Source organism: Faecalibacterium sp. I2-3-92, assembly GCF_023347315.1.
Classification (GTDB): domain Bacteria; phylum Bacillota; class Clostridia; order Oscillospirales; family Ruminococcaceae; genus Faecalibacterium; species Faecalibacterium duncaniae.
On sequence record NZ_CP094470.1, the window covers coordinates 2,054,065 to 2,068,574 of the forward strand.

Here is a 14,510-nt window from a genome sequence, read left to right on the forward strand (position 1 = left end):
TTTTGGTATAGTGACTTTGAAAAATGTGCTATACTGTACCACAAGCAAAACATTTTCAGGGATTTTCAATCTTACTGTAAAACTCTGTCAGATGCTTTGCCAGTGTGCGGGTCGAGTCCATTAAGGTTTCTCGCACCGCTTCTGGACAGGAAAGATAGATTCGGTTGAACTCTTTTAATTCTACTTCCGTCTTGTCCATTCCCGGAGTAATCAGTGCATCAAGCGAAATCGGCAGAACGCGAGCAATCGCCAAAAGAATTTCGTAAGATGGATTCATGCTACCTTTTTCAATGTTGGCAATATGCTTTGTTGAAACATGGCAACGTTCAGCAAGCTGTTCTTGTGTTAAACCTGCCAGCTTGCGCTCCGTGCGAACCTTTTCTCCAAGTAACTTCAAGTCGGAATTCGGCATCATCGTTCACCTCAATAGTATTGTATCGTTCTGGTGAATGATGCGGTATAACCTTGTATTTCCTGCGAGCAGGAAGTATAATGCCGATTTTTGCGTTTCCCGGTCGAGTTATAAAAAAACGGTAACTCGTCCGGGCGATTCCTTGCGCCACAAGATCACAGTTACCGTCTATGGAGGGTACTGTGATTTTTTATTGGGGTAACGCATCAAAAAAAGCCTGTCTGCTACCGTAGACCAGACCGCTCCGAAACAGGCACAATCGTTCCATTCTGCCACCCACAATCGTGCCGATATGCTGTACTGCGCCAGCTTCCCTCAATGGGAGGCTGGCGTTTTTGCGCTTTTGGAACAAAAGTGCCGCAGTCCGCCGTTTCTCCCATAATACCGCAGCAAACTTTATATTTGGGAGGGAAAGTCATGCTCGATCATAAGAAGGAAGCAATTACAGAACTCTGGCAGTTTTGCCCCAAGTGCAATATAAAGCTCTATCGAATGACCGCCGACTGCACTGGATTCATCCACATAAAATGCTGGCGTTGCCGGGAAATGTTATGGCTCAACCTTTCCATTCGAGCCAAGTAAGCATTGGTTTCATAAGAATCGGGTGCAAAGCACTCTGAATATGGACTGTTCGCACCGAGCAACGGGCCGTCACCTCCGGGTGATGTATGAAACGTAGCACCAAATAGCCGGGCAACAGCTTGATTGAGTGATTTTCGCTTGAGAATCCCTCAGTCGGCTGTTGTCCGGCTATTTTTTTAGCTTCAGGAAGCCTGCTCCCGAAAAGGAGCAGGTTTTATGTTTACCCTCTTTTCATGGTTGCCCCAAGTGGCGAAATATCCGTAGCATCTCCAAATTTTCGACATTTCACATTTTATCGAAAATTTGGAGGTTACACATGAGTTTCAATAATGGCAATGAACGTCGCAAGCTGAACGCAAAGTGGGAGCATCTTCGTGTGCAGTACCACGAAGCAGGAATGAGCGAAGATGCAATTCAGGCTATGTATGAGTTTGATTTGGGTGTTCTCAACAGCGAACGCGCCTACATCACCAACACACTGACGGTTTCTGACACCACCGATGATAGTACAGCCACGGAAAGCAGCGACTTCAAGCAGTATGAAAAAGCCATTACCGTAACGGATACCTACCATGAAACGAAAACGCGCTTTACATGGGTAGGCGAAATTCAGAATGAGCGGTTACACGCGGGTTTGGAGAAACTCTCTGACGAAGAACTCCAGCTCGTTACGTTGTACTTCCATGAGAAGTACAGCACCGTAGAATTATCTAAAGTTTATGGCATTGCACAGCAGAATATTAGTAAGCGAATTTTGAAAATCACTAAATTTTTGAAGAACTTTGATTTTCAGGGTGTAGAATGAGCCTTCTCGATGGCTCGTAAGTGTAAGGGCAATTCACCAGATGGCGAAAGCCGCTGAACGAACTGTCTGCACTCCTGTTCTTTGAAAACTGAATAGTTCCGTCATCTGGTACTCCGATAATGATACTTCCGTAATTCGCGGCCCGGTCACAAAGCAGACGGGGTGGCTGAAATGCCAATGAAGCGGTACAAGTCCGCTGCCAGATGTTTATGCCCCACTCGCAGGGAGCCGAGGGCGAATATGCGAGACCTTAACTTATTAAATCAGGCGTGGCCGAATGCTGTTTTCGGTCTTCGTCCACGCCTGTTCTTTTTACTTATTCCATATATCCACATTTTCGTCCTACATAGGAGGTTTTATGAACGAAAACGACCGTACCACCTTAGAGCAAGCGATCTACGAGGAAATGGAACTGACCCCGGAGATGATCCGGTCCATCCGCACGCTCTGCGGTGTCTGCCTTTGTAGTTTTGTAGAATCCAAAGCGTTCAAAATCGCCATTGTTCCCAGCGCAGACCGGAGCATGGACACTTGCACAGTCTGCCAGACCCGGCGCGGTCATGACTACGTTGTGATGAAGCGGTGTACATATTGAAAAAGGAGGGCAGCTTTTGATTCAAAACTGGAAATTCCAGCGCGGAGACATTTTCTTCACTCGTTTCGACAACGCCATCGGTTCAGAGCAAAGCGGGAATCGTCCGGCAGTCGTTCTTCAGAACGATGTGGGAAATTTTTACTCGCCCACGCTGATCGTGGCCACATTGACAAGCAAGGCGGCAAAAAAGTATACCCAGCCGACCCACTGCCTGCTGGTGAACGAGTTTCTCTCCGTACCATCCATCGTTCAGGCAGAGCAAATCTTTACCGTAGACAAGAGCAGGGTGCTGAAATTCCTCGGACATCTCACCCCGGAAGAAATGAGCCGGGTGGATGATGCTGTCCGTGCCAGTCTTGCCCTGAACCCGATGGGGAACATTCAGCGGCTTCCGCCTATCATCCGTTCTACGGCGGCTTACGCGCCGCCTGAGGTGGTTGACGGCAAGCCGCCCATCTATCCCTACACGCCCATCAAATCGTCCTTTGAGGACGCTGGGAGCGTTGAGGACATGATGCTGTACACCGAACTGGAAGCTGCGGTACACGCAATGATCCAGCGGCTGGAATACAGCTTCACATTCAACCCAAGTCTGCTCACCATCCCGAAGCGTAAGCAGCAGGTTGCTGAAATCCTGAAAGAAGCCGAAACGTACATCTGGAGAATCAAGGAGGAAATGCGATGCGCCTGAAAGACAACACCAATCCCTTCATCCATGTCAACCCGCCGTACCAGCTCATGGTCATCCACAGCAGCAAGCTGGTCTACCCCCGCGAACTGTATCAGCGCGGTGTGGAGCGCAAGCGTGTGGAACTGATTGCCGCCCACTTCAACGAATATGTGGCAAATGAGCCGAAGGTCAGTTTCCGCAACGGTCAGTTCATCGTAACGGATGGGCAGCACACCATCGAGGGGCGCATCCTCCGCAACGGCGGCAAGGATCTGCCGATTCTCTGCAAGGTGTACACGGGCATGACCGTGGAGCAGGAAGCCCTGCTCTTTGCCGAACAGAACGGCTTTTCCGCTCCGCTGACTGCTGGCATCAAGCTCCGCGCCAAGGTCGTAGGCGGCGATGCTATTTCCAAGGCTTTCCTCGCAGCCACCAACCGGGTGGGGTTGAGTCTCAATTATGACAGCCAGCAGCTGACCGATTACCGCATCGGCTGCGTTGGTACGGCTTTCCGACTCTACAAGCAGATGGGCGAACCGCTCTACTGTGAAACGATGCGGCTGATCGTGGCAGCATGGGAGGGCAAGCCCGATTCGTTCCGGGCATCTGTTCTGAAAGGCATGATGCACTTTGTGGAGCTGTACCACGGCGAGTTCAGTGAAGAACGGCTGCTCCGTGCACTGCGCAACATCCACCCGGTCGATATTTACCGCATCGGGCAGGACGACCCCGCAAAGCTGCGCGGATGGAAGAAATATGTTTTTCCCATTTACACCGCCTACAACGGCAAGTGCAGAAAAGACGCGCTGCCGATGAAATTCTGACATTCACAGGCATTCCTCCCATATACACAAGGGGCATCCGCAAACCGCAGATGCCCCTTGTTACATATCAAAGTGCAATATATAGTGTTCCTGTATTCATTCAACACAACATATAGAGAAAAGAGGTATTCTATGCGCTCTCAGTTCACTTCGTATGAGCAGCTTCCCATCACCCTGACAGCCGATCATGTCGCTGCTGCGCTGGGCATCTCCCGCGCCAACGCTTACATCCTGCTCCGTTCGGACGGCTTTCCCACGCTCCACATCGGTAAGCGGATGGTCGTACCCAAAGACCGTTTTCTTCAGTGGATCACGGACAGCGTAAATGGCTGATTTGACATCCTTGATTCAAGAGGTTTCTTTTTCTATACTATTCCCGAAACGACTTGACATCAGGAAGGAGGCAATATGCCAAGCAAACGTTCACACGGCGAGGGTACGCTTCGCCACCGCAGCGATGGTCGCTGGGAATTACGTATGATGGACGGCTACCAGAAAGATGGTTCGCCGCGCTTCAAGACCTTCTATGGCAAGACCCAGAAGGAGGTCAAGCTCAAACTGAAAGAGTATCAGGATGCGCTTATCAGCGGTATCCAGCTGGACACGATCCTGTACTTTGAAGATTGGGCCGATACATGGTTCGAGGGTCACAGGGATAATATCGCTCCCACGACACAGGAAAGCTACAAATACTGCCTGAAAATGCTCAAAGAGGGATTTTATCATCGCCCCTTGACCGTCATACGCCCCATCGACATTGAAAATTTCCTGAAAGGGATGCGGCGCGATGGCCGCTCGGATTCTTACATCAGCAAGGCACGAGGGATGCTCTACCAGATCTTTCAAAAGGCAGAAGCCAATGACCTTGTGCGCCGCAACCCGGTCCGGCTTGCTGAAAAGATGCGGGCATCCGGCACCGCAAAACGCAAGGAAGCCTTTACCACAGCGGAAGTCGCTCACTTAATGAAAGTTCTCCCCGATGACCGCATGGGCTTGAGCATCCGGCTTTTGCTCGGCACTGGAATGAGAATGCAGGAACTTCTGGCTTTGGAGCCGCAGTTTATTGAAGAAGATGGCTCTGTCATTCACATCCGGCAGGCAGTAAAGGTCGTAAAAGGTACAGTCAGCATTGGCAGTCCGAAATCCAAAGACAGTATCCGGGATATTCCGGTGCCGCTGAATGTCCGCCCGTGCGCCATCAAGCTGCGGGATACCACCGACCAGTTCATCTGGGAAAGCCCCAAGACCGGCTTACCCTGCAACCCCACCCATTTCCGGGATGTGTTCCGCAAATCTCTGGAAGAAGCGGGCGATGTCCGCTTGCTCACGCCGCACAGCTGCCGCCACACCTATGTGTCGCAGATGCAGGCGTTGGGCGTGGATATTCAGACCATCCAGAGCATCGTAGGCCATGCCGATACCGAAATGACTGAGCATTATCTCCATGTTCAGGAATCCATTCGGCAGAGTGCGATCCAGTTGTTCAGCGAGGCATTTTCGGCCTGAAAATTGGACGGAACGACACTAATTAGACCAGATAAAATCTTTGGCATTGTGGTCAAAATTGTGGTCAAAACCAAATGAGGCCAGCCCACAAACAAAAAAATCCAACGATTTCTAACGTGAAATCGTTGGATTTATGGTCCGAGTGGCGAGAATCGAACTCACGGCCTCTTGAACCCCATTCAAGCGCGCTACCAAAACTGCGCTACACCCGGATATCGTCCTCTGCCTCCCTACCGAAGCATTGGCGACAAAAGATATTATACGCATCCTTCCGGGTTTTGTCAACACTTTTCTGCATCTTTTTCTGATTTTTTCAAGAAAAGTATGATTTTCGTCGTATGAGCGCCGCTTTACTTTTTTGCTTTTGCAGCAGTTTCCGCTTCCGCGGCCCGCAGCTGTCTGTCCTTTTCCAGCAGGGGCTTGAGGTACTGGCCGGTAAAGCTGCCGGGCACCTCGGCCACCTGCTCGGGCGTACCCTCGGCAATCACCAGGCCGCCGGCGCTGCCGCCTTCAGGGCCAAGGTCAATGATGTGATCGGCACACTTGATGAGATCCAGATTGTGCTCGATGACAATGACCGTGTTGCCCGCATCCACCAGCTTCTGCAGCACCTCGATCAGGCGATGCACGTCCGCAATGTGCAGGCCTGTGGTAGGCTCATCGAGGATATACACCGTCTTGCCGGTGCTGCGTCGGGCTAGCTCATTGGCCAGTTTGACACGCTGGGCTTCGCCGCCGGACAGGGTGGTGGCGCTCTGACCCAGGGTTACATAGCCAAGGCCCACATCCAGCAGGGTCTGCAGCTTGCGGGCGATCTTGGGCTGGTTTGCAAAGAACACCACCGCCTCTTCCACGGTCATGTTCAGCACATCGGAGATGGTCTTTTCCTTATACTTTACCTCCAGCGTCTCGCGGTTATAGCGCGCGCCCTTGCACACCTCGCAGGGGACATAGACATCCGGCAGGAAGTGCATCTCGATCTGCAAAATGCCGTTACCCTCACAAGCCTCACAGCGGCCGCCCTTGACGTTGAAGCTGAACCGGCCCGGGCCATAGCCGCGCATCTTTGCATCCTGGGTCTCGGCAAAGACGGCGCGGATATCGTTGAACACACCGGTATAGGTGGCCGGGTTGGAGCGGGGCGTGCGGCCGATGGGCTGCTGGTCGATGCCAATGACCTTATCCACAAACTCCAGACCCTCCACCCCGTCGCACTTGCCCGCACGGCTGCGGGCACCGTTCAGCTCACAGGCCAGCGTCTTGTACAGGATCTCGTTGATCAGGCTGGACTTGCCGGAACCGGAAATGCCGGTCACACAGACGAACTCCCCCAGCGGAAACCGGACATCAATGTTGCGCAGGTTGTTCTCCCGGGCACCTTTCACGGTCAGGAAGTTTCCATTGCCGGTGCGGCGGGTCTGGGGCACAGCAATGCGCTTGCGGCCGGAAAGATAATCGCCGGTGATGCTCCGCTTGGCCTTACAGATATCCTTCACGGAGCCCGCCGCCACGATCTCGCCGCCGTGAACGCCCGCGCCGGGGCCCACATCCACGATATAGTCCGCGCTGCGCATGGTATCCTCGTCGTGCTCGACCACGATGACGGTATTACCGAGGTCCCGCAGGTTCTTCAGGGTCGCAATGAGCTTGTCGTTGTCACGCTGGTGCAGGCCAATGCTGGGCTCGTCCAACACATAGAGCACGCCGGACAGCGCACTGCCGATCTGGGTGGTGAGGCGGATGCGTTGGCTTTCACCGCCGGACAGGGTGCCAGCCGCACGGGCCAGGGTCAGGTAATCCAGACCCACGCTCTGCAAAAACTGCAGGCGGTTCCGGATCTCCTTCATGATCTGACCGCCGATCTGCCTCTGCTTCTCGGTCAGGTTCGGCTCATTTTCGGCGATGAATTTCAGCTCATCCCGGATGGACATTTCGCAGAACTCGCTGATGTTCTTATCCCCAACGGTCACTGCCAGCACCACCGGCTTCAGGCGCTTGCCGTGGCAGTCCGGGCACTCCACGCCGGACATGAAGCTGCCGATCTCTTCCTTCATCCACTCGCTGTTGGTCTCCCGGAAGCGGCGCTCCAGGTTCTCCACGATGCCCTCAAACGTATTATAGTAGACACCGCTGCCGAACTCGTTGGTTCGGTGCATCTCGATCTTTTCGCCGTTGGTGCCGTAGAGCAGGGCGTTCACTGCCTCGGTGCTCATATCCTTGATGGGCGTGTCCAGCGTAAAGCCGTATTTTTTACCCAGACCAAGGTAGTACATTTCGCTGACAGAGCCCTCGGCGTAGTACCAGCCGCTGGCCTTGATGGCCCCCTGCCGGATGGACAGGTTCTTATTGGGCAGGATGCGCTCCTCGTCCACCCGCATAAACGTACCAAGGCCCGTGCACTTCTCACAGGCCCCCTGGGGGTTGTTGAAGGAGAAGAGTCGGGGCGACAGATCCCCGATGGAGATGCCGTGCTCCGGGCAGGCAAAGTTCTGGCTGAAGGTCATGCACTCCCCACCGATGACATCGATCTCAGCGATGCCGCCGGTCAGGGCCAGCGCAGTTTCCAGCGAATCCGCCAGACGGCCCCGGATGCCCTTGCGCATGGCAAGGCGGTCCACCACGATCTCCACCGTGTGCTTGATGTTCTTTTCCAGCGTGATCTCCTCGTCCAAGTCATACAGATTGCCGTCGATCCTCACACGGGAGTAGCCGCCCCGCCGGGCGGCATCCAGCTCCTTCTGCTGCGTACCCTTGCGCTGGCGTACCACAGGAGCCAGCACCTGGAATTTGGTGCCGTCCTCCAGCTTGAGCACGGCATCCACCATCTCATCCACGGTCTGCTGGCTGATGACACGGCCGCACACCGGGCAGTGGGGCACGCCCACCCGGGCATACAGCAGGCGCAGGTAATCGTAGATCTCGGTCACGGTGCCCACGGTAGAGCGGGGGTTGTGGCTGGTGGTCTTCTGGTCAATGGAAATGGCCGGCGACAGGCCGGTGATCTCATCCACATCGGGCTTATCCATCCGGCCCAGGAACATCCGGGCGTAGCTGGAAAGGCTCTCCACATAGCGGCGCTGGCCGTCGGCATAAATGGTATCGAAGGCAAGGCTCGACTTGCCGGAACCGGACAGGCCGGTCATAACAATGAATTTTTCGCGCGGGAGGGTCAGATCAATATTCTTCAGGTTGTGCTCCCGTGCGCCTTTGATGACGATTTTATCGTTTGCCAAGGTACTTTCTCCCTCTTCTCTGTGTCTGTGCATGGTTCTGCCTGCGCTCGGTCTCGGCATCCGAGTCCACGGTGGGGTTCTCACCCCGGCGCAGGCGGTCGATCTGATCACGCAGGAAGGCCGCATGCTCAAATTCCAGCAGCTTGGCGGCCTCCTTCATCTCCCGGGTCAGGCGCTCGATGGCAGCTTCCCGCTCCAGTTTGCCCATGCGGCGGGTATTCCGCTTTGCGTTCTCCGCCTTATCGCTGATCTCAATACTGTCCGCAATGGCCTTGACGATGGTCTTAGGCACGATGCCGTGTTCTTCATTGTAGGCCATCTGGATGGCACGGCGGCGCTCGGTCTCGGTGATGGCGCGTTCCATGCTGTCCGTCACCTCATCGGCGTACATAATGACCAGACCCTCGGCGTTGCGGGCCGCGCGGCCAATGGTCTGGATGAGGCTGGTCTCACTGCGCAGGAAGCCTTCCTTGTCGGCATCCAGGATCGCCACAAGGCTGACCTCGGGCAGATCCAGACCCTCGCGCAGAAGGTTGATGCCCACCACCACATCGATGGAGCCCAGGCGCAGATCTTTGATGATCTCCATCCGTTCAAAGGTATCCACCTCGTGGTGCATATATTTGACCTTGATGCCCTGCTCGGTCAAGAAGTCGGTCAGGTCCTCGGCCATCTTCTTGGTCAGGGTGGTCACAAGAACACGCTCGTTCTTCGCCGTGCGGGCGTTGATCTCGCCCAGCAGGTCAGTCACCTGCCCCTCCACAGGCCGCACCGAGATCAGCGGGTCCAGCAGGCCGGTGGGCCGGATGACCTGCTGCGCGATCCGGGTGCTGTTCCGGCGCTCGTACTCGCCCGGCGTGGCCGAGACGAACACCATCTGGTTCAGCTTGCTTTCCACCTCCTCAAACTTGAGGGGGCGGTTGTCAAAGGCCGACGGCAGACGGAAGCCATATTCCACCAGCGTCTTTTTGCGGGCATAGTCGCCGCCGTACATAGCGCGCACCTGCGGCAGGGTCACATGGCTCTCATCCACAAAAAGCAGAAAATCCTCCGGGAAATAATCCAGCAGGGTGGTGGGCATACTGCCCGGCGCACGGCCCGACAGCACCGCCGAGTAGTTCTCGATGCCCTTGCAGATCCCCACCTCGGTCAGCATCTCGATGTCGTAGTTCGTTCGCTGCTGGATGCGCTGGGCTTCAATGAGCTTGCCCTCTGCGGTAAACTTCTTCACCTGCTCGTCACACTCGGCGCGGATCTTTTCAATGGCCGCTGCCTTTTTATCGGCACTGACGATGTAGTGGCTGGCCGGGAAGATAGCCACATGCTTCACCACGTTCTGCCGGGTGCCGGTAACGGGGTTGAACTCCGTGATGCGGTCGATCTCATCCCCGAAGAACTCCACCCGGATGGCAAGGTCGCTCATGTAGGCCAGATAGATATCCACCGTGTCGCCATGAACACGGAACTTATTGCGGATAAAATTGATGTCGTTCCGCTCATATTGCAGGGTGACCAGCTTTTTGCACAGGTCATCCCGCTCCATCTGCATCCCGGGCCGCAGACTGATGACCATGCTGCGGTAATCGATGGGGTCGCCCAGAGAGTAGATACAGGACACCGATGCCACAATGATGACATCCCGCCGCTCCGAAAGCGCCGCCGTGGCCGAGTGGCGCAAGCGGTCGATCTCATCGTTGATGGCGCTGTCCTTTTCAATGTAGGTATCGGTGCTGGGGATGTAGGCTTCGGGCTGGTAGTAATCGTAGTAGGAAACAAAATACTCCACCGCATTGTCCGGGAAGAACGAGCGGAACTCGGTGCAGAGCTGGGCCGCCAGCGTCTTATTATGGGCCAGCACCAGCGTGGGGCGGTTGCACCGGGCGATCACGTTGGCCATGGTAAAGGTCTTGCCGCTGCCGGTCACACCCAGCAGGGTCTGGCAGCGGTCGCCCCGCTCAACGCCCTCTACCAGCTGCTCAATGGCCTGGGGCTGGTCACCCGTGGGGGCATAGTTGGAGACGAGATGGAACTGTTCATCGGCCATGTCTCGGTTCTCCTTTCTGTTCTCAGATAGAACTACAAATAGTTGTGCTTTTTATGTTGATTATAACACAATTATTTTATAATATCAATACGGCCTGAGCATCTCCCCGGTCTGGAAATCGTAGAACGGCAGGCGGTTGGCCTCCCGCATGGAGAAATATTCGCTCTCGGTCAGGATGATGTGATCCCGCAGATGCACCTTGACCAGCCCCAGTGCCCGGACGATATTCTCGGTGGCTATCAGATCCTCCCGCGAGGGCAGGGCCACGCCGTTGGGGTGGTTATGGCAGAGCACCACACTGTCGGTACCGCCCTTGAGGGCTGCCGCCACCACATCTTTGATCTCCAGGCTCACCCGGTCGCTGGTGCCGTCCCGCAGCCAGAACAGCCCCTTGATGCGGCTGCGGCCATCCAGCGCAGTCAGCAGGGCGCGTTCCTGCACAGTCCCGGCAAACTGTGCCATCAGGTATTCGACCAGCTGGTCGGTGGTCTTCATGCATTTTTTTCCGTTGACCGCACACTGGGTATAGTATCTGCCGACCTGCGGCAAAAGATGCAGCATCCGGGCGGTGGAGGGGCCTACCCCCTCCACCGTCAGCAGATCCTCCTCGGAGGCATCCAGCACCCCGGCAAAGTCTCCGAACCGGTCCATGAGGACATGGGCAAGGCCGTTGGTGTCCTTGCGGGTGTTGGTGATATAAAGGACATATTCCAGCGCTTCGTGGGGTTCCAGACTTTCCAGTCCGTACTGCTCTACCCGGGCGCGCATCCGCTGGCGGTGCCCCTTATGCTGGCTGCTTTCCTTCGCCATGGTCATTCTCCTTTTGCGTTATTACTCTAATAGTACCGTTTTTTCAGCAAAACACAAGAGGGCACAGGAAATATTCTGCGTTGACTTCAAAGAAAGGGTGGTTTATTATAGAGAAAACCTCTCAGGCGCTTTGCGCCAGCTCCCCTGATAGGGGAGCCAAGAAACGTGTCTTGCCTCTCCTATCAGGAGAGGTGGCATTGCGCAGCAATGACGGAGAGGTTCTGTCCAAAGAACCATTCCCAACAAAAGGAACAATTTTATGAAACAATTTACTGCCACCGCAAACGACGAGGGCGTGCGGCTTTCCCGCTTTGTCCAGAGCGTGACGCGCGATCTCCCCACCAGCCTGCTGTACAAGAGCTTCCGCAACAAGCGGGTCAAGGTCAACGGCAAAAAGGGAGCCCCCGAGGATCGGCTCAAGGCGGGCGACCTCATTGAGCTGTACATCAACGATGAATTTTTCCCGCCCGAGGGCGCAAAGCCTGCAGCCCGCAAGCCTGCCCCCAAAAAGCAGCAGAACCAGCCCAAGGTGACCGTCATCTATGAGGACGAGAACATTGCCGTGCTGTACAAGCCCACCCATCTGCTCTGCCACAGCGACCGCACCGGCGATGCCAACCTTGTGGACGCATTCACCCAGTATCTGGCCCAGAAGGGCGAGTACGATGCGGGCGGTGAGAACCGCTTCAAGCCCGGCATCTGCAACCGGCTGGACCGTGGCACCGAGGGCCTTGTCATCGCTGCCAAGAGCTACGCCGCCCTGCGGGACATGAACGAGATCATCCGCACCGACCTGCTCAAAAAGGAATACTACACCATCACCGTGGGCATCCCCCAGAGCGGGCGGTTCACGGCCTGGTGGGAGCACGACGAAAAGAACAACAAGGTCAGCATCCATGCCCACCAGGCGCAGGACGAGCGCCGCAAGCAGATCATCACCGATGTGGATGTTCTGCGCACCGCCGGGCCTTTTGCCCTGTGCAGGATCGGCCTGGTCACGGGCCGCACCCACCAGATCCGCGCCCACCTCGCCTACCTGGGCAAGCCGGTGCTGGGAGATATCAAATACGGCAACCGCAAGATGAACGAGCGCACCGGCACTCGGACGCAGGCTCTCTGCGCCGTCCGCATCAGCTTCCTCGACATCCCGGAGGAGAACACCCTGCACTACCTCACCGGCAAGGTCATCAAGCTGAAGGACCCGCAGATCATCAAACAGTTCGACGCGCTGGACAAGAATAAAGAAGGAGCAACATCATGGCAGACCTGAACGCCTATTTCAAAAGCATCATCGACCAGGACCGCGAGGCCGTGGTTATCTGCGACCTGGATCACACCATCCTCTATATGAACCCTGCCGCTGTGGTGGATTACGGCAAATACGGCGGAGCCGCCCTGCTGGGCAAAAGCCTTCTGGCCTGCCACAACCCCCATTCGGTGGAAGCCATCCGCAAGGTGGTGGACTGGTTCGCGGCGGATGCCAGCCACAACATCGTCTATACCTATCACAACGCAAAGCACGACCGCGATGTCTACATGGTTGCCCTGCGGGACGAGGACGGTACCCTGATCGGCTACTACGAGAAGCATGATTCCCGAAAAGCCGAGACGATGGAGCGGTACGATTTGTTCTGACAAAGAAAGACGAACTCCACACAAAAAAGACTTTGCCGCCTACCCCCGTGCGAAGATGCTACTCTGCTATACCTCCCGCATAGACAAAACGAACGCCTGCCGGGCTTTTCTCACTCGGCAGGCGTTCGTTCTTTTTATGGGGTCGATTCGTTACTTTGCCAGCAGCTCGTCAGCCAGCACATCCATCTGTGCCTCAGCGGCGGCATTGGCGGCAGAGCGGATGGTCACAACGGCATCACAGACGGTGATGTTCTTCATGCCGTCCAGCTCGGCACGCATCAGCTTTGCAGCCATGGGGGCCCAGGTGCCGTTCTCCATCAGGCCAACGGTGCGGCCCTGGAAGTTCTTGGTCTTGAGGTGGGTCAGCAGATTCTCCATCGGCGGGAAGAGGAAGCCATCGTAGGTGGCACAGGCCAGCACGATCCGCCCGCAGCGGAAGGCCTCAGTGACGGCATAGGAGACATCGGTGCGGGTCAGATCCATCTCCACCACCTTGGCACCCTTGGCGCGCAGCTTCTCAGCCATGGTGTGGGCGGCGGCCCTGGTGTGGCCGTGGATGGAAGCGCTGGCCACCAGGATCTTCTCCGGCTCCTCGGCCTTGTAGCTGGACCACAGGTCATAGTAGTTCAGGTACTTGCTCAGATCGCCGGTCAGCACAGGGCCGTGCAGGGGGCAGATGGTGGCGATATCCAGCGCGGCGGCCTTTTTCAGCAGAGCCTGCACCTGCGGGCCGTACTTGCCCACGATGTTCAGGTAGTAGCGGCGGGCCTCGCTGGCCCAGTCGGCGTTTTCGTCAAACCTGGCCACTGCACCAAACCGGCCAAAGCCGTCTGCAGAGAAGAGCACCTTTTCACTGCTCTCATAGCTCACCATGACCTCGGGCCAGTGCACCATGGGGGCAAGCACAAAGGTCAGGGTGTGGGTGCCCAGGCTCAGGCTCTCGCCGTCCTTCACCACCACGCGGCGCTCCTTGGCAACGGCATCCGCCCCAAAGAACTGATCCATATACAGGAAAGTCTTGGCGTTGCCCACCACCTGCATTTCCGGGTAGAGGGCGGCCAGTCTGGCGATATTGGCACCGTGGTCAGGCTCCATGTGGCTGACCACCAGGTAATCCGGCTTGCGTCCGGCCAGTGCCTCGGTCAGGTTGGCAAGCCAGGGCTCCGTGGCACGGTTGTCCACCGTATCCAGAATGGCGGTCTTTTCGTCCAGAATGACATAGGAATTGTAGCTCACGCCGGTGGGCACCGGGTACTGGCTCTCGAACAGGTCAATGGTGGTATCGTCCACACCCACGCCCAGAATGGCTTCGCTGATCTTTTTCACGCTCATAGCAGACATCCTCTCTATCCATATTGCTGTGCCGAAAAAGCGGCAGTATAATACTAATAACA

General features: G+C 55.8%; 13 protein-coding genes and 1 tRNA gene. 8 read left to right on the plus strand and 6 right to left on the minus strand.

Going from position 1 to position 14,510, the window contains the following annotated elements:
* Window positions 1-55: 55 nt before the first annotated feature.
* Complete coding sequence (locus MTP42_RS10120; RefSeq protein ID WP_418268279.1) at window positions 56-415, minus strand: helix-turn-helix domain-containing protein; 360 nt, start codon at window positions 413-415, stop codon at window positions 56-58.
* Between the two features lie 895 nt (window positions 416-1,310).
* Here MTP42_RS10120 and MTP42_RS10125 point away from each other — a divergent pair.
* The 6 genes from MTP42_RS10125 (at window position 1,311) to MTP42_RS10150 (ending at window position 5,394) form a co-directional block, all read left to right on the plus strand.
* Window positions 1,311-1,799, plus strand: a complete 489-nt coding sequence (locus MTP42_RS10125) for a sigma factor-like helix-turn-helix DNA-binding protein (RefSeq protein WP_249257235.1) — start codon at window positions 1,311-1,313, stop codon at window positions 1,797-1,799.
* 358 nt (window positions 1,800-2,157) lie between these two features.
* Window positions 2,158-2,394, plus strand: a complete 237-nt coding sequence (locus MTP42_RS10130; RefSeq protein ID WP_249257236.1) for a hypothetical protein — start codon at window positions 2,158-2,160, stop codon at window positions 2,392-2,394.
* Between the two features lie 16 nt (window positions 2,395-2,410).
* On the plus strand, window positions 2,411-3,085 hold the full coding sequence (locus MTP42_RS10135) for a type II toxin-antitoxin system PemK/MazF family toxin (protein ID WP_249257237.1): 675 nt from the start codon (window positions 2,411-2,413) through the stop codon (window positions 3,083-3,085).
* Window positions 3,076-3,888 carry a DUF6551 family protein gene (locus MTP42_RS10140; protein ID WP_005930924.1) on the plus strand — a complete coding sequence of 271 codons (813 nt, stop codon included), beginning with the start codon at window positions 3,076-3,078 and terminating at the stop codon, window positions 3,886-3,888. The genes MTP42_RS10135 and MTP42_RS10140 overlap by 10 nt, the downstream gene beginning before the upstream one ends.
* 132 nt (window positions 3,889-4,020) lie before the next feature.
* The gene (locus tag MTP42_RS10145) at window positions 4,021-4,221 is read left to right on the plus strand and encodes a helix-turn-helix domain-containing protein (protein WP_005927005.1); all 201 of its coding nucleotides are present in this window, start codon (window positions 4,021-4,023) and stop codon (window positions 4,219-4,221) included.
* Window positions 4,222-4,296: 75 nt separating this feature from the next.
* Window positions 4,297-5,394 carry a tyrosine-type recombinase/integrase gene (locus MTP42_RS10150; RefSeq protein ID WP_243130395.1) on the plus strand — a complete coding sequence of 366 codons (1,098 nt, stop codon included), beginning with the start codon at window positions 4,297-4,299 and terminating at the stop codon, window positions 5,392-5,394.
* Window positions 5,395-5,528: 134 nt separating this feature from the next.
* Here the strand turns inward: MTP42_RS10150 and MTP42_RS10155 are convergent.
* From MTP42_RS10155 to MTP42_RS10170, 4 genes are all read right to left on the minus strand, one after another.
* A tRNA-Pro gene (locus MTP42_RS10155) sits at window positions 5,529-5,606 on the minus strand.
* A gap of 138 nt (window positions 5,607-5,744) precedes the next feature.
* The gene (gene uvrA, locus MTP42_RS10160) at window positions 5,745-8,627 is read right to left on the minus strand and encodes an excinuclease ABC subunit UvrA (RefSeq protein WP_249257238.1); all 2,883 of its coding nucleotides are present in this window, start codon (window positions 8,625-8,627) and stop codon (window positions 5,745-5,747) included.
* A complete protein-coding gene (uvrB, locus tag MTP42_RS10165) occupies window positions 8,614-10,671 on the minus strand; it encodes an excinuclease ABC subunit UvrB (RefSeq protein ID WP_005930935.1) in 2,058 nt (685 codons plus the stop codon). Before uvrB ends, uvrA begins: the two co-directional genes overlap by 14 nt.
* Before the next feature lie 84 nt (window positions 10,672-10,755).
* Complete coding sequence (locus tag MTP42_RS10170; RefSeq protein WP_249257239.1) at window positions 10,756-11,481, minus strand: JAB domain-containing protein; 726 nt, start codon at window positions 11,479-11,481, stop codon at window positions 10,756-10,758.
* Between the two features lie 259 nt (window positions 11,482-11,740).
* Here MTP42_RS10170 and MTP42_RS10175 point away from each other — a divergent pair, with 259 nt between their 5' ends.
* Together MTP42_RS10175 and MTP42_RS10180 are read left to right on the plus strand one after the other, a co-directional pair.
* Window positions 11,741-12,751, plus strand: coding sequence for an RluA family pseudouridine synthase (locus tag MTP42_RS10175; protein ID WP_249257240.1), 1,011 nt, complete (start codon window positions 11,741-11,743; stop codon window positions 12,749-12,751).
* Window positions 12,739-13,116 carry a PAS domain-containing protein gene (locus tag MTP42_RS10180; protein ID WP_249257241.1) on the plus strand — a complete coding sequence of 126 codons (378 nt, stop codon included), beginning with the start codon at window positions 12,739-12,741 and terminating at the stop codon, window positions 13,114-13,116. The genes MTP42_RS10175 and MTP42_RS10180 overlap by 13 nt, the downstream gene beginning before the upstream one ends.
* Window positions 13,117-13,266: 150 nt before the next feature.
* Here the strand turns inward: MTP42_RS10180 and MTP42_RS10185 are convergent, their stop codons facing one another.
* Window positions 13,267-14,448 (minus strand): FprA family A-type flavoprotein, encoded by a 1,182-nt coding sequence (locus MTP42_RS10185; protein ID WP_215666103.1) that lies wholly within the window; start codon window positions 14,446-14,448, stop codon window positions 13,267-13,269.
* Window positions 14,449-14,510 lie beyond the last annotated feature (62 nt).